Below are 19,524 nucleotides of genomic sequence, written 5' to 3' on the forward strand. Positions count from 1 at the left end.
ACTTCCGCGCCGGCGTGCTCTCGCGGGCGCGGCTAGTGCAGTGCCTTAGTCGCGCGCGCCTCGGCTGCTCGCAATAGCTCGAGCAACTCTTGCCGCGGCAGGATTCGGTCGATGCGTAGCTCCTCGTCGGCGGCGAGATAGTAGAGCGTCGCGCTGACGCGATCGAGCGGCACGCGATAGCTCTCGGCATAGGCGTGCGCGTAGAGCATGAGCTGCAGTTCTCTCGAGCGCCGCTGTTCGGCCCTGCGAGGTGGTACTCCGGTTTTCCAGTCGACGATTTCGACTGTGCCGTCGGGGTGCTCGTAGACGGCGTCAATTTTGCCGCGCACTGTCCGGCCACCCAGCGGTGCGTCGATCGGCAATTCGACGTGCGTCGGTCGAATTTTTGTGGGCGAGAATCGGCTGTTCATGAACGTGGTTTTGAACGTCTCCAACCGGTCGCGGTCGGCGCTGCTGGCGCGAGCGAGCCCGGCATCGCCGCCCTCGTCAATATCGGGTTCGAGCCCATCGAGAAAACGTGCTCCGGCACTCTGATCGGTAAACATCGATTCGACCCAGGCGTGGAAGAGATTACCCACGAGGGATGCGGCGGTGGGCCGCTGCGGCATCGGGCGGGCGTAGTCAAGCGCGGATTGTTCGGGATGCTCAATGAGCTCGTGAAAATACGAGGCACCAAATTGTTCGGGCAGATCGAACGACCGCGGCTGCTGTTTGGCAAGCTGTTCGGCAAGCAACAGGTCGATGAGCAGGTCGTAGCGGCCCGATTCGGGTTCGGACGCGCCATCGATCATTTGCCGCAATTGTTGTGCCTGCTGACGCCGGCGTGCCAGGGGCTCTGCAGCCATCGGGGGCCGCGGCCAGAGTTCGACATCGCGATCGGCAAGCACCGGTGATTCTGGCAGTGCAGCTCTCCGCTCGGTTTGTTCGTATGTGCCCGACTCGCCGAGCACATATGTGGCATGTTTTGTCACAACCAGCTGCGGGGTCTGATCCTTGTTGTCTGGTTCCGGAACCATGGCGAGCGCCTCGCCGGGTTCATCCAAAGGTGTCGCAAATAGCGCCTCGTCAAAGGTGACGGCAGTGGTGAAGCGCGGCGTTTTGCTGTCGTCAGTGTGAAGTGCGCTGAGCGCCTCGTGCAGGAAGGGTGACGGGTAGGCAGCGGTCGAATTGCGTCCCACCCACCGGCTAGAGCTCAGCCACAGGTCGCTACGTGCGCGAGTGATCGCCACATACGCGAGCCGGCGATCTTCCTCTACACGCCGCTGCCAGTTCTGTGCCACGAATGAATCGGGTTCGCCTTTATCAAACTCCTGTTTGATGTCGTAGAGCGTGTGATACGAGGCACGCAGCGCCACCGGATCGCGAAAATCGAGCCCCGCAAAACGCGGTAGATCATCACGGTCTTGCCGCAGCGGATAGGGCAGCTGGTTCTGGTTAAACCAGCCTTTTCCGGAGTCGTTTGTCGGTATCTTGCCGTCGTTGAGCAGCGGAATCGCCACCGCATCCCATTCGAGCCCCTTGGCTGAATGCATCGTTGTGATTTGCACTATGCCCTTGTCTTCGGGAACATCATCAACCTCGGCGTGCTGGTCGTCGGCTTCGGCCGCCTCGAGCCATTCGAAAAACTCGTTAATATCGGCCCCGGGGCTGGTGGCGGTGTAGGCGCGCACCGCATCCAAATAGGCGTCGAGATTTGCGGCACCAACCGCCTTATTGGGGTTCGCCGTCGTTTCGATTTCGAGGCGGCTGCGGCGAATCGTGCTATCGACCAGCTCTACCAGTGGCAGCGTGAGATCGTGTCGTACCTGGCGTAGCAATTCGGCAGCCTCGCAGAGGCGTTCGTATCCGGCATCACTCAGGCCTAGCTGCTCGCGCTCATCGGCACTGAGTGTGGGCACCAAATCGAGCGCCTCCGACAGCGAGTCAGATTCTTGCTGCGCGTGGTGGCTGCCGCGCAACTGTCGCGATTGACCGGCCTTTCGTGCCAGCCGCGACAGCGCCTCAATATCGGCCAGGCCCAGCTCGAAGCGAGCACCCATCAGCAGCCGTAGCAGTTCGTTACCGGCCGATTCGTCGCTGGCTGCCCGCAACAGACAGTTCAGATCAACCACCTCGGGAGTACCGAGCAATCCGCCAAGCCCAATCACCCGGTGGGGCACGCCCCGCGCAGCGAGCGCCTCGGCAATGGACTGCATCTGGTTGCGGGCCCGCACCAACACCGCGCCGGTTTTTTCAGACCACTGCGCCTGGTTTTCGACAAAACGCTCGGCAAACCAGTCGGCAATTGCCGCAGACTCTTGGGCCTGGGTGAAAAAATAACCGGCGCAGACAGTGCCTGCTTTCGAGTCATCGCGAGCGGCGAGCGTGACCCCTTCACGGCTTTCGGGCAGTGGCTCGGCCACCCGGTTGGCGGCGTCGAGGATGCTTCGGTCATTGCGCCACGAGGTTGAGAGCGTGTACTCGTTTCGGGGCTGATCGACTTTCGTGAAGTCACGGTGAAAACGGCGCATATTGCCTGCCGAGGCACCGCGCCAGGCGTAGATCGACTGCTTCGGATCACCCACTGCCATCACGCCGTGACCGCGGAAGAGCGCCGAGAACAGCGCCGTTTGCCCCACCGAAGTGTCCTGATATTCATCGAGGATCACGAGCTTGGTTTGGGCACGGATTTCGTCACCGATGGCGGGGTCCTGGGCAAGAATTTCGGCGGCCGTGGCCACCTGGTCGCTGAACTCGATCACGCTGAGTTGCCGTTTACGGGCCTGGTATTCATCCGCCAACCGCGCCAACACCGGCAATCGCTCAACGTTGGCAACGAGCTTGCGGACGGTTTCAAGTTTCGGTCCAACTCTGCCGCTGAGTGTTTCGCCGCGTTCGCGAGACTCGAGCCATTTGGTGAACGTTGACACGAAGTCTTCGACGTCGGTGCCGGTGCGGCCATTGTCACGCAACGCGTTCGCGAGCTTAAGTGCCTGTGACGCGAGCTGACCGGGGCTCGACCACTGGCCGAGCATCAGTTCGACATCGCTGGTGTCGATGGCAACCTGCCGCATGAGTGCGAATGCACCGGGCTGATCGAGCAGCATCGCGTCGGGTTCCCGACCAACCAGCAGGGCGTACTGCCGATAAATTGTGCTCGCATACGAGTTGTAGGTGCTGATTTCTGGCACCTCGAACTCGTCAAACTCGACAATCCCGTGCTGCCGCAGCGCACGCATCCCGGCCTCGAGTCGCGTGCGAAGCTCGCCGGTGGCCTTGCGCGTAAAGGTGAGCCCCAGCACCTCACTGGGACGCACCTGCTTTGTGGCTATCAGCCACAGGATGCGCAGCACCATGGTGTGGGTCTTGCCGCTACCGGCGCCCGCCACCACCAGCGCAGGTTCAATCGGTGCCTCAATAATCTGGCGCTGCTCATCGGTGGGGAGGTAAACGGGTTTGCCGGGTGGAGTGAGTGCCCGCGCAATTTTGAGGTGTAGCTGGTCGCTCATTCGGTTACCTCCGGAAGGATGTGCAACGCGCAGGCTGCGGATGTGCCCCAGCTGCTGGTGCAGTGGGTGCCGAGCTCGGCAATGAATTGTGGCGCCGCGGCCGTTGCGCCCATGACTGGGTTATCGGGGTCTGCATCCTCTGCGGGCAGTACGCCGTGTTGCTGCAGCGCTATTCGAGCAAAGGTCTGACGAACTACCGCCAGCTCGGCCTCATCGAGAGGGAGATGCTCTATCAGCTCAAAATGGGGCGGCTTAACGACGTCCTTTTCAAATACCAGCCGCCCGGCACGAAACTGTTTTGACTCACCCTCGCGCTCAATCACCTGCGCAAGCTGTTCGTCGAGCGCGCCCAGTTCATAGCCAATCTGGTAGGCCCAAAGCTGCGGGAGGTATTCCACCTGTTCGGCTTTCGCCGGACGCCGGCCAGTTTTAAAATCAACGATGCGCACACCGTGTTCGTCGGTTTCAATGCGGTCGATCTGTCCGGAAATATGCAGGGTGACGTCGACCTCGCCCGCTTCTGTAACGAGGTGCTCGTCAAACGAGCAGTGCATGGTTGTTTCATAGCCGATTGCTCGCTGTGAGCCCGGCCATTCCAAATATTCCCAGAGCCGCAGGGCCTTTCCTTCGGCTTTGCCGCGCTGCACTTCACCTGCCCAATCGGCCTCAAAGTCGAGCAATTGCAGCCGGTCATGCACCCACTGTTGGAACTCAACGACCGAATTGAATTTTGCTTCTTGTTCGAGCGCTTCGTGGATGATGTTCCCCACCGTCTGGGCCGACGAAGGGCTTCCGAAGGCGTGCTGTTCAATAAACCAGTTGAGCGGGCACGCCAAAAATCCCTTAATGGACGAGGGACGCAGCCGTAGCTCGGTGCGTGCGTTAGTCACGGTCACGAGCGGCGCCTCGGTGCTGCGGCCACGGGCCGCGAACCACTCGGCCGGGTCGGCTCCGGGCACTCGCGCACGTGCCAGCCGGGTAAGCGCCAGGGCGGCATCGCGGTCGCCAGTGTTCGCAAGCTCACGGCGCAGGTGCCCGGTGAGTGCGCCCACACCCAGTAGGCGATAGTCGACTGCCAGTTCGTTGCTCAGCACCAGCTGCGGGTCAAGAAGTGGCAGCTGCAATTGCCGCAGATACGGCGAAGGCTGCACCTCGTCGCTATTGATCGCGGTGAGCAGCAAATAGTCGCTTGCCCGGCTCATTGCCGCCAGCAGCATCCGCGACTCGTCATAGAGCACCTGCCGACGCCGATCGATGATGTTCGCAGCGGCGTCATCTTGCAGCGCTTCAAGCAGCCTCCCCGCACCCAGCAGCGTGTCGCGCACGCGCAGGTTCGGCCAAGCGCCCTCGTTCACGCCGACCACTGCGACACCCCGCCAGGCGTATCCCACTGCCGAAGCCGGTGTGGTGAGGGTTACCGCATCTGTTCGCCGCGCCCCGCCGAGCGAGTCGTCGACCACACTGTTGTTGTGCCATTCGGCAAGAAACGCCTCGAGCGAGGCATCGGGGTTACGCTCAACAAATCGCTTTGCTCGATCAAAAAGCGCAACCACCGCGTCAAGCCGTCGGTTAATTGCGACCGCTTCGGGGGTGTCGCCCAGCGCAGTGCGTTGCCACCGAGCATTGCGTTCGGGGTCGTCCCAGGCCACAAACAAAACGGTGTCAAGCGGCGCATGCGCTGCGAGCTGGCGCCGCATCCCGCGCAAAATCGTCACCAGCTGTCGCACCGCGCGGGCAAGCTGTTCGCTGGTGCGGTCCCCCTGTTCGAGCGCATCAAGCACATCCGAACCGATCGAGTGGCGTTCGTCAGCAATCTCAGCCGCGATCGTGGCGATCACAAGATCACTGCCCGACGAACACGCACCGGGTAGCACCGGCCACGGCTTCGCGGCGGCCTCGCTGTCACCCGCGCTAGCGCGCTGCGATGCGGCAATATCTGCCACCACCATTGCGCGCCGAATCCGGCGGAATTTCAACGCATCCACACCAAAAAGCTCCGAGGCAAGCACCCGCTGAATATCGGCCAGCGACCACACTTTGGGGTCACACTGCGCGAGTTTCGCGAGCGTCAAAATTGCGCGCACCACCGAATCATCGGCGGCTCTTACCGGTGCATTCGTCGTGGTTGGAATACCCGCCCGGTTGAGGGTGCGCTCAATCGTGGTGAGCGTGGCACTGCTGCGGGCAATCACCGCCAATTGCGACCACGGCACCGACTCGAGCAGGTGCAGCCGGCGCAAATACCCGGCAACCAGCGTGGCCTCCTCGTGGATGCTGCCGACCTCAGCCATCGCGGCCTCGGGAAGCGACCGGACGGCATCGCTTTTGTGCTCGGCTGCTTTTCCGCCCACAGCGGCACGATGCTGCCAGGCGTCGTCGGCCACACCGATGCGAGCGGCGAAGTCGGCGAACATTGTGCTGATAGCCGGTGTGTGCCGGAACCTGGTGTCAAGCACTTCGACCGGCGGCGCGGTTTCGCCTGCTGCCCGCCAGCTGCGGGCATACTCGGCAACACCGCCGTGGTAGGGGCCGGTGGCGACATCGGGATCCCCAAAACTGATGATCCGGGCGCCGCGCGCCTCAAATGCCGCAATCAGCTGGCGGGCCGATTCGGTGAGCTCTTGCGCATCGTCAATTACCACCAATTTGATTTCGGCATCGGCAGCCGGCAGCACCCCCGCTGCCACAAGATTCGCCGCAAGCGCGGTCATATTCGCAACGTCGTAGCTCGCATCGTAAGCCGAACCGAGCACATATTGGTAGTCGTTTGACAGCCGCGACACAGCCCGCCAGAGCGCCCGGTGCCGCTGGCGCTTGGCCACCGCGTCGCTGTACGGCAAGCTCAGCTCGGCTAGTTGTTCGGGACTCACACCGTATGTAGCCATCGCTGCAAAAAGTTCACGCAGCTCGGCACGGAATCCAGCCAGCTGCGGAGTTTCGGGTGAGAAGTTTTCGGGCCAGGGCAGTTCACTGCGATACCGCGATGGCGCAGCGTCGGGGTCGGTGGCACCGGCGATGACATCGCGCAAAATGGCGTCCTGCTGCGAACCGGTCAGCAGCCGCGGCGGAGTCTGACCATTGCGGGCGCGATCTATAGCCACTATTTCGTGCGAAATCGAAGCGACCGTGCGCCCCAGTCCCCCGCCACGCACCGCGGTTTGCAGCCGGGCCGCAATGCGCTCCCGCAGTTCGGCTGCCTGTTTACGATTGGCCGCCAGCGCGAGCACCTGTTCGGGCTGGCGGCCGGCAGTGACATGCGCCGCAACCATTTCAATGAGCAGCGTGGTTTTACCACTGCCGGGAGCCCCCAGCACGGCAAAAGACTCGTCGTGGCTGCGGGCCAGAATCTCCCGCTGCCGATCACTCAGCGGAATCGACGCGCTGGCTGCTTGTTCGCTCATGGCATTCACCGTACTTGCTGCCTCCGACACTTTTCGCCGACTAGGCTGTCGAACCGTAAGCACCCGCCAAATAGCGAAAGGTTTCTCCGTGGAACTGCGTATCGGTATCCTGCACTCGCCCCGTGAACTCAGCTTTGAGACCAACGCCAGCTCGGCAGAGGTTGAGCAGCTCGTGACCGGCGGCGACTCGATCATTCGTTTCGAGGATGACCGCCAGCGCGTCTATCTCGTGAACCGCGAGCAAATCGCCTACGTAGAAATCGGCGAAGAGGCCGCCCGCCGCGTTGGGTTTGTCGCCTAATGTCGGCTCTCATCGCACTGGCGATTGGTGTGGTCTGCGGCGTTGTCGCCCACACCATTGCCACGCCCAAGGGGCTGGTGCATCCGCTGCTGCTGCCGGGAATCGGTGCGGCTGTGGCAGCCTGTACCTGGGCGGCACTCATTTGGCTCGGCCGGCTGCTGAGCTGGCCGGCGCTTGAGCCCACCGCGGTCGCGCCGTGGGTGGTGCTCGTGATTGTCGTTACGGTGACCGTGTTTCTCAGCGCCACCGGCATGGCGAAACGTCGTCAGGCCGATGACAAAGACCTCTTTGACCGACTCAGCCACGTCGGTCGCGTGAACATTCAACCCGGCGAAGTCGACGAGGCCGCGCCCACACAGTAACTGTCGGCGATGAGCTACCGGTGCTCAGCTGCTGGCGATCAGTCACTAGCCAACGCGGCAGCGCGGCTCAGGAGTGTTCGAGGTCAGACACGCCCAGGTGTGTCACCGGGCAAACATCTTGTTCGAGCGTGTCAGCGTCAATACCAGACTGCTCACCGATTCCGTACAGGTGCTCCATAGCTCGCAGGTATTCGGCGGTGCGGCCCTGTTCGGCGGCAAGCCGGGCACGGGTTGATGGCACGTGCAACAGTCGGGTCGCCAGCCGCCGCAGCGATCGTGCGGCGTCTTCGTGCGTCAGTTCGCGCTGCGGCAACCGGGCGACTTCGTCATCCACCAGCGCCATCACCGATTCGCGCAGCCCAACCACCGCCGGGTCGACCGCGCGCACGCGCAGCTTGGTCAGGGTTTCGGCGATGCCCTCATTCACAATCGCACCGGCCCGGCGCGTGTCCTCATCAATCCCGCTACCGAGTGCCTCCTGGATGCGGGCCAGATCGATCAGCTGCGTTTCTTCGCGCTGGCCCACTTCGGGGTCAACATCGCGCGCGAGCGACAGGTCAAGAAAAATCTTTGGCCCCGCCACCTCCGACAGCAGCTGCGGAGTGATCACGTGTCCGCCGCGGCCACGGCAGGTAACAATGAGGTCTGCTATGGCAATACCGGCTTCCAGATCAGGCTGGTCTGCCACATCGTGACTGGCAGCAAAACGCTCGCCGCGGCCGCTGGCCGAGTGCACGGCAATATTTGCCACACCGCGGCGGCGCAGCGCAGCAAGCACGGCACCGGCATAGGCGCCCGTGCCGACGATCAGCACCGACAGTTTCGCCCAGTCAGCCACCTCAAGAAGATCGAGCCCCTCGCTCACTACCGAGCGACCGGCGCCCTCAAGCGTGGTTTCGTGTGAGACACGGCGCGAGGTGCGCAGTGCATCGTCAATCGCAATATTGAGCATATGCGTCGATTCGCCGGCTTCACGAGCATCGGTGAGCGCGCGTTTGAGCTGCCCGGCAATTTCGCGCTCGCCAACCACCATCGATTCGAGCCCGGCAGCGACGCGGAAAAGATGCCCGAGTGCCGCCTCGCCGAGGTAGAGGTCCCAGGCGGGCGGCGTATCAAATTGCGCGTTCAGCACCGTTCGCAGGTCGGCCGCACCGGGTTCATCGGTGTCGAGCAGCACCTCAACCCGGTTGCACGTGCTCAAGACCACCGAGCCGGCAACCGCCGATGACTTCCGAAGCTGGGTTACGGCTTCGTCGATGCCACTGGCGATTCGCTCAACTTCCGAGAGCCCCTGACGATCATGCTGAAGAGAAAAAACATGCAGAGTCACAGTGCTCTCTATTCAACCACTTTCTGCGCGATAAGGCTCCGCCGACCCGCCCGCCCCGACTGCCTGCAGCTGTGGCAAGATTGAGAGTTACTATGAGTGCTCTTCTTTCTGCGCTGCAGGGCAAGCGGCCAGACCGTCTTCCGGTGTGGTTCATGCGCCAGGCAGGTCGTTCACTTCCCGAATATCGCAAGGCTCGCGAGGGCACCACAATCCTCGAAGCCTGCTTGCTTCCCGAACTTGCGGCCGAGATCACGCTGCAACCGGTGCGTCGTCACGGCGTGGATGCGGCAATCTTTTTTTCAGACATCATGACGCCGCTGGTGTTGGCCGGTGTTGATGTTGACATTGTTTCGGGTGTTGGCCCGGTGGTCGAAAACCCGGTGCGCACCCGCGCGGATGTTGACCGCATCGTCGAACACGAAATCACCGACAGCAGCGCCATCACCGAAGCGGTATCGATCATCGTCCGTGAACTCGGGGATGCGACCCCGCTGATTGGCTTTGCCGGCGCCCCGTTCACCCTCGCGGCCTACCTGGTTGAGGGTCGCGGCACTCGCGACCACCTGCGGGCACGCAGCATGATGCACGCCGATCCCGAGGCCTGGGGCCGGTTGCTCGACTGGGCCGCGAAACTTTCGGGACAGTTTTTGGATGCGCAGATCGCCGCGGGCGCTCGGGCCGTGCAGCTATTCGATTCGTGGGCCGGTTCGCTCAGCCGGGCCGACTACCTCGAATATGTCCAGCCGCACTCGGCCACCGCGCTTGCACCGATCGCCGGACGGGTGCCGCGCATCCACTTTGGCGTGGGGACCCGCCACCTGCTGCCCGATATGGCAGCCATCGGTGTTGAGGCGCTCGGTGTCGACTACCGCACGCCGCTCGATGAGGCGGCGCAGCTGGTGCCCGACCTGCCACTACAGGGCAATATCGACCCGGCACTTTTGGCAGCCGGTTGGCCCGCCCTCGAGGCACACGCGCGCGATGTGGTGCGGCGCGGGCAGGTGGCTCCCGCCCACATCGTGAATCTCGGCCACGGAGTTCCGCCAACTACCGACCCGCAGGTGCTGACCGACCTGGTAGCACTCATCCACGAACTGTGACCCAGGTCGTTGTTGTCGGCGGCGGTATCGCCGGGCTATTGACGGCCGTGCGGCTGAGTGAGCGCGGCCACAGCGTCACGCTGCTCGAGGCACAGCCGCAGCTCGGTGGCATGATCACCTCGATCACGGTTGGGGATGCGCTCGTGGATGCGGGTGCCGAGGCATACGCGGTTCGCGGCGGCACGGTGCGTGCCCTGTGCGATGAACTCGGCCTTGCGGTAGCGCCACCGCGCGGCACCTCGCAGCTGTGGTGGCAGCACGGTAGCAACCCGATGGCCACCGGCGTGTTGGGTATCCCCAGCTCGCTCGATGACCCCGCCCTCGGTGCGCTCAGCTCCGACGAGTACCAGCTCGCGGCCGCCGAACCGCAGCTTGACCGCGCGGTGGGCGCCGATTCGACCACCCTCGCCGAACTTGTGCGCCTGCGCCTGGGCGAGGCGGTGTTGACGAAGCTGGTGGCGCCGGTGACTCGCGGTGTTTATGCGCTTTCGCCCGAGCAAATGCCGCTCGCCGAATTTGCGCCGCAGCTGCTGCCAAAAATCGCCCAGACCGGCTCGTTGATCGCCGCGGTGGCACAGCTTCGCGGCCCTGGAAGCGCCGCGGTAGAGCAGCCGGTGGGCGGTATGTTCCGGCTCATCGAGGCGCTCCGCGAGCGCTTTATTGCCGCGGGTGGCACGCTCCGCACCGATACGGCTGCCACCAGACTCGAACCAGGTGCGTCTGGGATCACCGTGTGCGCCGCCGACGATCTCAGATTCAATGCCGACCAACTGGTGCTCGCCACCGCGGCACAGCCGGCTGCATGGCTGCTGGCCACGCTGGGAGTTGAACTTACGCCGCCGCCGGTGCGCACCATCCGGTCGGTCATTCTCACCGCCAAAAAGCCCGAGTTTGCCGCGCATCCGATTGGTTCGGGAGCCGTGGTGGCCGAACCCGACGGTGTCGGCGCCAAAGCAATCACGCACTATTCGGCAAAATGGTCGTGGGCACCCGAACACGTGTTTCGGATGACCTATCCCCCACATGCCCGCCCCACCCTTGAGGGCGCGGTGGGCGACCTCGCGCGTCTCACCGGGGTGCCGATAACAGCAGCGGACATCACCGGTTTTGCCTCGCTGGCGTGGGAATCGGTGCCCACCCGCATCAGCCCCGCTGAACGCACCGCAATTCGCGAACAAGCAAGCGCCGCCGGCGTTGCACTTGTAGGTGCATGGCTCGACGGTAACGGCATTGCACCGGCAATCGCCGGCGTGGCGCAATTGCTCGAACACGATTGGGTTAATAGCGCGCCCGCTTCGGCTGGCGATATGACTCACACAGGGAGTGATTCGTGAAACTCAAGCTCGGTACCCGAGGCTCAGCCCTCGCCGTCTCGCAATCGGAGCAGGTTGCCGATGCGCTGCGAGCCCGCGGCCACGAGGTTGAACTCGTGCGCATCCGCACCGGCGGTGATGTGGCCCGCGGTTCGCTCACCCAGCTCGGTGGCGTGGGCGTATTTGCCGCCGAACTGCGCATCGCACTGCTCAACGGCGAATGCGATTTTGCCGTGCACTCGCTCAAAGACCTGCCCACGCAGCCGGTTGAGGGGCTGACCATCGCCGCCGTCCCAGCTCGCGTCGATCACCGCGACGCGCTGTGCGCTCGTGACGGCCTCACGCTCGCCCAGCTTCCCACCGGCGCTACCGTCGGCACCGGATCGCCCCGACGGGTCGCGCAGCTGCGCCAGCTCCGCCCGGATCTGCGCTATGTGGATGTGCGTGGCAATGTCGGCACTCGACTCGCGCGAGTATCGGCCGCCGACCTCGACGCCGTTGTGCTGGCGGCGGCGGGCCTCGAGCGGCTCGGCATGACCGAACACATCACCGACTATCTCGAGCTGCTGCCCTCTCCCGGGCAGGGCGCGCTCGCGCTTGAATGCCGCACCGACAACACCGAGGTGATGGCTGCGCTCGCCGCCCTCGATCATCCCGAAACGGCTCGTGCGGTGCATGCCGAGCGCCAGATGCTCGCTGAACTCGGCGGTGGCTGCGCCGCGCCAATCGGCGCCCTCGGCCGCGGCGGCACCCTCGAAGCCGGGGTGTTTGCGCTCGACGGCAGCGCTGCGGTAACCCACTCGATGCCGCTAGCGGAGAACGCCGGTGCGCTCGCGGCGCAGCAGCTGCTGCGGCAGGGCGCGGCCGATATTGCCGAGCTGGATGCATCCCGACCGTCACGCCTGGCTGAGCTCCACGACGACTCGTCGCTGTGGCGCGGCGCGAACGTGCTTGCGGGGATGCACGTGTTTTTCCCCCGCGCCGATGAGGGTGACCTGCTGGCGGCGCTGCGGGCATCCGGTGCCGAGGTGACTGCCGAACCGGTGCAGCGACGGGTGCCGCTCGCCACCGACCGCACGTTCGAAGGCGCCGACTGGATCGCGGTGACCTCGCCGGCAACGTTCACGGTGCTCGAACAGCTGAGTTTGCGCATCCCCGAATCAGCCAGACTCGCAGTGGTCGGCCTGGGCACCGCAACTGCAGCGCGCGAACACGGCTACCGTGTCGATCTGCTGCCGGTGGGCGGCGAATCGAGCGCGGCGTCGCTCGCTGAAGCCTGGCCGGTCGGGTCGGGCCGCGTGCTCATCCCCGGTTCGGCACTGTCATCACCGGTGCTCGCGGCCGGGCTGCGCAAAAAAGGGTATGCGGTTGAAACGCTGCCGGTGTACACGATGGAACCGGTCGAGTCCCTCCCCCGGCGCCTCGTCAGCGACTATCGCAGCGGACATTTTGATGCCGTCGTGGTGTTATCGGGTTCGATGGGCACCGCGATCGAGCAGCTGCTCGGTTGGCATCCCGAAACCGCAGTCGTGGCATTCGGCCCGCCCTCGGCAGCATCCCTGCACCACCGCTCGGTACCCGTGGCCGCCCAGGCAGCCACACAGGATGCCGACGGCCTTATCCAAGCACTCGCAACCATCAGAAAGCACAGCGCATGATTCAGCATCGTCCCCGTCGACTCCGTTCCACCCCCGCAATGCGTCGCCTCGTGCGCGAAACGCAGGTGCGCCCCGACCAGCTGGTGCTCCCAATGTTCGTTGCCGATGAGCCCGGCGAAATCGTTTCGATGCCCGGTGTGCACCGCCACTCGCTCGCCGACCTGCCCGCCGCAGCCGAGCGTGCGGTTGCCGCCGGTGTTGGCGGCCTGATGCTTTTCGGTGTGCCCGAAGAAGCCGCGAAGGATGAGCGTGGCAGCGCAGCCTGGCATGAAGAGGGCATCCTGCAGCTCGGCCTGGCAGCAGTGCGGGATGCGGTTGGTGACGAAACCGTCGTCATGGCCGACACCTGCCTGGACGAGTTCACCAGCCACGGTCACTGCGGCTTTGTGACCAGCACGGGCGAGGTCGACAATGACGCGACGCTCGAAGCCTATGGTGCGATGGCGGTGGCCCAGGCTCGCGCCGGAGCGCACGTGGTTTCGCCCTCTGGCATGATGGACGGCCAGGTCGGATATATCCGGGACGCGCTCGATGATGCCGGTTTTCACAACGTCGCCATCCTCGCCTATTCGGCGAAATATGCATCCGCGTTTTATGGCCCCTTCCGCGATGCGGTTTCATCAACCCTCGAGGGCGACCGCCGCACCTACCAGCAAGACCCGGCAAACCGTCGCGAGGGGATGCACGAGACCGAACTCGATCTCGCCGAGGGTGCCGATATGGTGATGGTGAAGCCGGCCGGTTACTACCTCGATGTGCTCGCCGATGTGGCCGCTGCTTCGCCGGTGCCGGTTGCCGCCTACCAGGTGTCGGGCGAGTACGCGATGATTGAAGCGGCCGCGCGCCACAACTGGATTGATCGCCAGGCCGCGATTTCCGAATCGGTGACCGCGATCGTTCGCGCCGGCGCCGACATCGTGTTGACCTACTGGGCTGAGGAGCTTGCATCATGGCTGAAATAAATCTGTTTGATCGCGCAAAAAACATCATTCCCGGCGGTGTCTCGTCACCGGTGCGCGCGTTTGGTTCGGTTGGCGGCGACCCGGTGTTCATCGCCTCGGCGCACGGCCCCTATGTGGTGGATGTGGACGGCAACGAGTACGTCGACCTGGTGTGTTCGTGGGGTCCGGCGCTGCTCGGCCACGCCCACCCCGAGGTTGTAGCTGCCGTGCAACAGGCGGCCGGTCGCGGACTGTCGTTCGGGGCGGCCACCGTCACCGAGGTAGAGCTTGCCGAGGCGGTGCGTGACCGGGTACCGCTTGCCGAACAGGTGCGTTTTGTGTCGACCGGCACCGAGGCAACCATGACCGCTATCCGGCTCGCGCGCGGCGCCACCGGACGCGATGTGATCGTCAAGTTCGCCGGCTGCTATCACGGTCATTCGGATGCGCTGCTCGCCGCGGCCGGTTCTGGTCTGGCGACTCAGGGGCTGCCGGGTTCGGCGGGTGTGCCAGCTTCTGCCACCGCCGACACCGTGGTGGTCGAATACAACAACGAGGCCGCTATTCGCGAGGTGTTCGCTGAAATGGGCGACCGCATCGCAGCGGTTATTACCGAGGCATCGCCCGCGAATATGGGTATTGTCACCCCGAATGCCGGATTCAATAACACCCTTCGTGAGCTCACCCGCGAACACGGTGCGCTGTTCATCCTGGATGAGGTGCTCACCGGTTTCCGGGTTGGTCCCGCCGGCTGGTGGGGCTTCGAGGGCGGTTATGAGCCCGACCTGTTCACCTTCGGCAAGGTGATCGGTGGCGGGATGCCGCTGGCAGCCATCGGCGGCCGCCGCGAGATTATGCAGCATCTGGCCCCCGTGGGTGCCGTGTATCAGGCCGGTACGCTGTCGGGTAACCCGCTGGCGACCATCGCCGGGCTCGAAACGCTGCGCCTGGCCGACGATGAGGTGTACGCAACCGTTGACCGCCGCTCGCTCGAACTGCAGCGCGCGGTGGGCGAGGCGCTCACGGCCGCTGCGGTACCGCACACAATCCAGACCGCCGGCAACCTCTTCTCGGTGTTTTTCCGTGACGAACCAGTGCGTAACTACGAGGATGCGAAGGCACAGGACACAGCCGCGTTCGGCCGGTTTTTCCACGCCATGCTCGAAGCCGGCGTGGCGCTACCCCCGTCGGCATTCGAGGCCTGGTTCCTCTCGTCCGCTCACGATGACGCGGCCATGAACCGCATCTTTGACGCACTGCCCGCCGCCGCTCGCGCGGCCGCCCAGCAGTAGTCATCCCAAAACAATCGGGACCGGTGCGAGCACCGGTCCCGATTTCGTTTTGGCTCAGCCGTTCTAAGCGGCGAGTTTGAGTTTGTTCATCCGGCGCGAGTGCTCCGAGAAGCAGTGCGATACCAACCATTCGACGGTGTCGTCAGCCTCGGGATTTGATTCATCACTCTCGAGCCCCAAAAGCGTCCGCGCCCACACCGCGCAATCACCCGCAACCCGGCGACCCCACATGGCCAGGCGGTCATCGAGCAGGGTGTCATCGGCAAACAGCGCATCGAAAGCCGCCACGAGCGATTCCTGCGCCGAAGCAACGCGCTCGGCCGCGGTAGGTTCCGCCTCCGTTCCGTTCAGCTCGGCGTGGGCACCCAGAAGTAGTGTCACCGCATCCGCTGCAAAGCCCAGTGCGATGTGCAGCGAAAGCAATTCTTCCTGTTTGTCGTGACCCGCAACTGCTGTGCGCAGCGCATCCACACTCGCATCAGCGGTACGAATATCGCCCGCCTCGGTTTTTGTATCCACCTCGGCCGCTGCCGCAGCAAATTCATCCCGTGCCGCCGCGATCAACTCGCAGGCGCCGCTGTCGACAAAATCACCGGCGAGTTTTGCCGCCTCTTGTTCGCCGCGCGAAAATATCGCCGCCTCAAGTGCCCGCAGGCGTGCGATTGACGGAATGAACTGGGGATTCACACTGCTCGTTGCCACGTGGTCAGCGTAGCCGGTTCGACACGAGAATTCCGCGAGTTTTGGTTGCCAGCTATCGCTGGACGCCCGGAAGCACTGCGACCCGGGCAGCAAAACACCGGCCCTGAACCCGTCCACGGTAGGCTAGTGGCGGTGCAGTAGACAGCACCCGCGCCCTTAGTATTCCCGGGCGCCAGAATTTTCCGACGCGATAAGGGCGTATTTTTTCGTGAACTTTGCCGATCTAGGAATCGAATCAGACATCGTAACGGTGCTCGCCGAACACGGCATCACCACCCCCTTCCCCATTCAAGAGCAGACCATTCCGCTCGCGCTCAAGGGGCAAGACATTATTGGCCAGGCAAAAACCGGCACCGGAAAGACGCTCGGTTTCGGTCTGCCTCTGCTGCAGCGACTGGGCGAAAACCCCGAGCCGGGAGTGCAGGCCGTGGTGGTCACCCCCACCCGCGAGCTCGCGATGCAGGTGTACGAGGATCTTGTAATTGCGGCGTCGCGCCGCGGTACCTCACTGGTGGCAATCTATGGCGGTAAGGCCTACGACGAGCAGATCGATCAGCTCAAGGCCGGAGCCCAGGTGGTCGTGGGCACCCCGGGCCGAATTATTGACCTCATGAACCAGCGGGTGCTGTCGCTGTCAAATGTGCGCGAAATTGTGCTCGACGAGGCCGACAAGATGCTCGATCTCGGCTTCCTGCCCGATATCGAAAAGATTTTTTCGCGCGTGCCGGCGGTGCGGCACACCATGCTGTTTTCGGCGACGATGCCCGGCCCGATTCTCACACTGGCGCGGCGTTTCATGAGCGCACCGGTACACATCCGGGTGACCGACCCTGATGAGGGCGTGCTACAAAAAAACATTCGGCACCTCGTTTACCGTGCGCATCCGCTCGACAAGGATGAACTCATTGCGCGGGCGCTGCAGGCAACCGGGCGTGGCAAGACCGTCATCTTCATGCGCACCAAGCGCGCCGCCGCCAAACTGCTCGACGAACTGCGCGAACGCGGATTTTCGGCCTGTGCCGTGCACGGTGATATGAACCAAGACCAGCGCGAACGCTCGATGGAGCAGTTCCGCTCGGGTAAGCGTGATGTGCTGATCGCAACCGATGTGGCCGCCCGAGGTATCGATGTTGACGATGTCACCCACGTCATCAACCACACGATTCCCGAGGATGAAAAAACCTATTTGCACCGCGTGGGCCGCACCGGCCGCGCCGGCAACACGGGCATCGCAATCACCCTGGTCGACTGGGAAGACCTTCCCCGCTGGGCGATCATTTCGCGCGCGCTCGAACTCGACGCTGAAGATCCGGCCGAAACCTATTCGTCGTCGCCGCATCTGTTCAGTGATCTCGACATCCCCGAAGGCACCAAGGGCCGCATTAAGCAGCCTGCCGCACAGCCAGGGTCGCGCTCACGCACGCGCAGCCGTCGGCGCACCGGCGGCAGTAAGCAGGGGGCCGGCGCAGCAGGTGGAAAGCAGCAGTCCGGTGGTGATGGTGCGGCAACCGGCGAGAGCGCCGCACCCCGTCGTCGTCGCCGTCGCCGCCGCACCAACAGCCAGAGCACAGCGGCACAGCAGCGCGATCAGGCTCCGAAGGCGGATGGTGCCGCTGGCGCATAGTGGGGCGCGCATCCCGTAGCAGCGTCGATGATTCGCTGCAGCTGATCCGGCTCGGTGGTGTTTTCACCGAGCCGGTTCGGTTTTCCGGTGCCGTGATAGTCGCTTGAGCCGGTGACGATGAGGTCATTGGTGCGGGCCGCGTAGCGCAACAGGCCGCGATTAATGTCGTCATTTTCGCGATGCCCGATTTCGACGCCCAGCAGCCCCGCGGCAATGAGCTCTGCCAAATTACCGTCGCGCATTGCCGGTCGGCCCCGGCTGCCTGGATGCGCCAGCACCGGTACTCCCCCGGCCTGACGCACCAGCTTGATCGCGGTGGTCGGATGCGGGGCGTGATGCGGCTGGTAGTACCCTCCGCGCCAGTGCAAGATCGTGTCGAACGCTGCCGAGCGGTCGGGCACGATGCCCTTTGCCGCGAGCGCATCGGCAATATGTGGACGGCCGATAGTCGCGCCGGGCTCTGCCTGAGCCAGCACATCATCCCAGCTGAGCGGGTAGTCGGCACCGATGCGGGCGACCATTTTTTCGGCACGTCCCAGACGGCTTTCGCGAACGGCAGCCAGCTCGTCACGCAGCGGTTCGTAGTTCGGGTCGACCAGGTAGCCGAGTAGATGCACCGAGGCGCGGCCGATCTGCGTGGATATTTCTACTCCCGGAATCAGCGTCACCCCGGTTTCGGCGACAGCGCCGGCAGCCTGTTCCCACCCGTCGAAGCTGTCGTGGTCGGTGAGCGCGATAGTGCCCAGCCCAGCGGTAGCGGCAGCCCGCATGACGGCGGCGGGCGATTCGGTGCCATCCGAAATATTTGAATGGGTGTGCAGGTCGATCGGCCGCTCGGCGTCAAAGTGATAAACGGGCATATCGAGATGCTACTTGGCGCCGACTTCCGCGCCGGTGCAGCACAACTCCAGCATCCGGGTTTAGAGTTGCTGGGCTATGTCGAACACTCGCCGCTCCAAACGTGTGCATCCGGGCTGGTATTTCGGCGGCTTCGTGCTTGCCGTGCCGGCTGCGGCTGCATTAACGGTGCTGCTGTGGCCCCAACTATTCGGGCTGCAGCGAGTGTTTCCGTTTGCCCAGGCGGTTTCGTTCCGGATAGTTGCGACCCTTTCGCTGGTGTTCGCGCTGGTGATACTGGGCCTGCTGCTGGTGCCATCGCGGCGGATGCGCGGCCTGCTGGCAGCAAGCACCGCGGTGGTCGCGGTGGCGACGATCGCTTCGGGTGCAGTGGTGCTGTCTCGCGGCGTGAATGCCGTGCTCGAGCCCACAGGTGCGGATGGTTCGGTGAGGGTGCTCGCCTGGAACACGCTGGGTAACGAGCCTGGATCGCCAACTATTGCCGATCTCGCCCTGGAGTATCGCGCCGATGTGGTGATGCTGCCCGAAACAACCCAGGACATGGGGCTGGAGATTGCCGGGCTCATGAAGGCCGAGGGGCGCCCGATGTGGGTGCTGTCAAACACCGGCGCACCGGGATATCGAGCCGCCGAGACCACACTGCTGGTTTCGGTTGAGCTTGGCGAGTATGAACTCAATAAGTCGCTCGGCGACACCGAAAAACTTGCCACCGTAATTGCCGAACCGGTTTCGGGTGATGGACCGACGCTGATTGCCACGCATCCAATCGCACCGGTACACCGAGAGATGGCCGTCTGGAACCGCGACCTCGAGTGGCTGTCGACGGTGTGCCGCGGCGACACCATCATCGCCGGTGATTTCAACGCCACGCTCGACCATCTTGCCGGGCTTGCGGATGCCGATGTGCCGGGTGCGCAACTGGGTGCCTGTCGAGATGCGGCATTGGATGCGGGAGCGGCCTCGGTGGGAACCTGGCCGAGCGGTCGGGCGCCACTGGTGGGCACACCGATTGATCACGTGATGTACACCTCGCAGTGGGAGGTCACCGGTTTTGAGGTAATTGCCCGCGGTGAACTTGACGGTTCGGATCACCGACCGGTGTTTGCCGAGCTCTCGCTCACCACAGATCCCGAGTAGCGGCGGCGGCCTGACGC

Annotated in this window: 14 protein-coding genes and 1 pseudogene; 10 read left to right on the forward strand and 5 right to left on the reverse strand. The window is 63.9% G+C overall.

The genetic code is table 11. The features are described from left to right. Nucleotides 1–32: 32 nt before the first annotated feature. Together JMV54_RS02165 and JMV54_RS02170 are read right to left on the reverse strand one after the other, a co-directional pair. Complete coding sequence (locus JMV54_RS02165; RefSeq protein ID WP_201517212.1) at nt 33–3,488, reverse strand: ATP-dependent helicase; 3,456 nt, start codon at nt 3,486–3,488, stop codon at nt 33–35. Continuing rightward, nucleotides 3,485–6,889, reverse strand: coding sequence for a UrvD/REP family ATP-dependent DNA helicase (locus tag JMV54_RS02170; RefSeq protein ID WP_201517213.1), 3,405 nt, complete (start codon nt 6,887–6,889; stop codon nt 3,485–3,487). Before JMV54_RS02170 ends, JMV54_RS02165 begins: the two co-directional genes overlap by 4 nt. 88 nt (nt 6,890–6,977) lie before the next feature. Here JMV54_RS02170 and JMV54_RS02175 point away from each other — a divergent pair, with 88 nt between their 5' ends. Both JMV54_RS02175 and JMV54_RS02180 read left to right on the forward strand, forming a co-directional pair. After that, on the forward strand, nt 6,978–7,190 hold the full coding sequence (locus JMV54_RS02175; RefSeq protein WP_201517214.1) for a DUF3107 domain-containing protein: 213 nt from the start codon (nt 6,978–6,980) through the stop codon (nt 7,188–7,190). Further along, nucleotides 7,190–7,552 (forward strand): hypothetical protein, encoded by a 363-nt coding sequence (locus JMV54_RS02180; protein ID WP_201517215.1) that lies wholly within the window; start codon nt 7,190–7,192, stop codon nt 7,550–7,552. The genes JMV54_RS02175 and JMV54_RS02180 overlap by 1 nt, the downstream gene beginning before the upstream one ends. A gap of 67 nt (nt 7,553–7,619) precedes the next feature. Here the strand turns inward: JMV54_RS02180 and JMV54_RS02185 are convergent, their stop codons facing one another. Then, nucleotides 7,620–8,882 carry a glutamyl-tRNA reductase gene (locus JMV54_RS02185; protein WP_201517216.1) on the reverse strand — a complete coding sequence of 421 codons (1,263 nt, stop codon included), beginning with the start codon at nt 8,880–8,882 and terminating at the stop codon, nt 7,620–7,622. A gap of 92 nt (nt 8,883–8,974) precedes the next feature. On the opposite strand from JMV54_RS02185, the gene hemE reads away from it, so the two are divergent. The 6 genes and pseudogenes from hemE (at nt 8,975) to hemL (ending at nt 15,186) form a co-directional block, all read left to right on the forward strand. Next, entirely contained in the window at nt 8,975–9,982 is a 1,008-nt protein-coding gene (hemE, locus tag JMV54_RS10665) for a uroporphyrinogen decarboxylase (RefSeq protein ID WP_230972767.1), read from the forward strand. After that, on the forward strand, nt 9,979–11,316 hold the full coding sequence (locus JMV54_RS02190; protein ID WP_276529517.1) for a protoporphyrinogen/coproporphyrinogen oxidase: 1,338 nt from the start codon (nt 9,979–9,981) through the stop codon (nt 11,314–11,316). The genes hemE and JMV54_RS02190 overlap by 4 nt, the downstream gene beginning before the upstream one ends. After that, a pseudogene (gene hemC, locus JMV54_RS10670) lies at nt 11,313–12,185 on the forward strand (hydroxymethylbilane synthase); the annotation flags it as partial. The gene JMV54_RS02190 and the pseudogene hemC, both read left to right, overlap by 4 nt. 69 nt (nt 12,186–12,254) lie before the next feature. Continuing rightward, nucleotides 12,255–12,953, forward strand: coding sequence for a uroporphyrinogen-III synthase (locus JMV54_RS10675; protein ID WP_230972779.1), 699 nt, complete (start codon nt 12,255–12,257; stop codon nt 12,951–12,953). Beyond that, nucleotides 12,950–13,915 carry a porphobilinogen synthase gene (hemB, locus tag JMV54_RS02200; RefSeq protein WP_201517219.1) on the forward strand — a complete coding sequence of 322 codons (966 nt, stop codon included), beginning with the start codon at nt 12,950–12,952 and terminating at the stop codon, nt 13,913–13,915. The genes JMV54_RS10675 and hemB overlap by 4 nt, the downstream gene beginning before the upstream one ends. After that, nucleotides 13,903–15,186, forward strand: coding sequence for a glutamate-1-semialdehyde 2,1-aminomutase (gene hemL / locus JMV54_RS02205; protein WP_201517220.1), 1,284 nt, complete (start codon nt 13,903–13,905; stop codon nt 15,184–15,186). The genes hemB and hemL overlap by 13 nt, the downstream gene beginning before the upstream one ends. A 63-nt stretch (nt 15,187–15,249) precedes the next feature. Here hemL and JMV54_RS02210 read toward each other — a convergent pair whose 3' ends face one another. Further along, nucleotides 15,250–15,888: a hypothetical protein gene (locus JMV54_RS02210; RefSeq protein ID WP_201517221.1), complete on the reverse strand. Its 639-nt coding sequence runs from the start codon at nt 15,886–15,888 to the stop codon at nt 15,250–15,252. Between the two features lie 208 nt (nt 15,889–16,096). Here JMV54_RS02210 and JMV54_RS02215 point away from each other — a divergent pair, with 208 nt between their 5' ends. Next, on the forward strand, nt 16,097–17,512 hold the full coding sequence (locus JMV54_RS02215) for a DEAD/DEAH box helicase (RefSeq protein WP_201517222.1): 1,416 nt from the start codon (nt 16,097–16,099) through the stop codon (nt 17,510–17,512). Here the strand turns inward: JMV54_RS02215 and JMV54_RS02220 are convergent. Further along, entirely contained in the window at nt 17,476–18,372 is an 897-nt protein-coding gene (locus JMV54_RS02220; RefSeq protein WP_201517223.1) for a PHP domain-containing protein, read from the reverse strand. The two genes, JMV54_RS02215 and JMV54_RS02220, sit on opposite strands and share 37 nt — an antisense overlap. A gap of 76 nt (nt 18,373–18,448) precedes the next feature. Between JMV54_RS02220 and JMV54_RS02225 the strand changes: the two genes are divergently transcribed. Then, nucleotides 18,449–19,507 (forward strand): endonuclease/exonuclease/phosphatase family protein, encoded by a 1,059-nt coding sequence (locus tag JMV54_RS02225; protein ID WP_201517224.1) that lies wholly within the window; start codon nt 18,449–18,451, stop codon nt 19,505–19,507. Nucleotides 19,508–19,524 lie beyond the last annotated feature (17 nt).

Source organism: Gulosibacter hominis, from assembly GCF_904842695.1.
GTDB classification, from domain to species: Bacteria; Actinomycetota; Actinomycetes; order Actinomycetales; family Microbacteriaceae; genus Gulosibacter; species Gulosibacter hominis.

Excerpts from the sequence above, each read along its gene's own strand:
- JMV54_RS10675 (WP_230972779.1), top strand. The coding sequence starts at position 12,255 with ATGCACGTGTTTTTCCCCCGCGCCGATGAGGGTGACCTGCTGGCGGCG.
- hemB (WP_201517219.1), top strand. The coding sequence starts at position 12,950 with ATGATTCAGCATCGTCCCCGTCGACTCCGTTCCACCCCCGCAATGCGT.
- hemL (WP_201517220.1), top strand. The coding sequence starts at position 13,903 with ATGGCTGAAATAAATCTGTTTGATCGCGCAAAAAACATCATTCCCGGC.
- JMV54_RS02180 (WP_201517215.1), top strand. The coding sequence starts at position 7,190 with ATGTCGGCTCTCATCGCACTGGCGATTGGTGTGGTCTGCGGCGTTGTC.
- JMV54_RS02220 (WP_201517223.1), bottom strand. The coding sequence starts at position 18,372 with ATGCCCGTTTATCACTTTGACGCCGAGCGGCCGATCGACCTGCACACC.
- JMV54_RS02225 (WP_201517224.1), top strand. The coding sequence starts at position 18,449 with ATGTCGAACACTCGCCGCTCCAAACGTGTGCATCCGGGCTGGTATTTC.
- hemE (WP_230972767.1), top strand. The coding sequence starts at position 8,975 with ATGAGTGCTCTTCTTTCTGCGCTGCAGGGCAAGCGGCCAGACCGTCTT.
- JMV54_RS02165 (WP_201517212.1), bottom strand. The coding sequence starts at position 3,488 with ATGAGCGACCAGCTACACCTCAAAATTGCGCGGGCACTCACTCCACCC.
- JMV54_RS02170 (WP_201517213.1), bottom strand. The coding sequence starts at position 6,889 with ATGAGCGAACAAGCAGCCAGCGCGTCGATTCCGCTGAGTGATCGGCAG.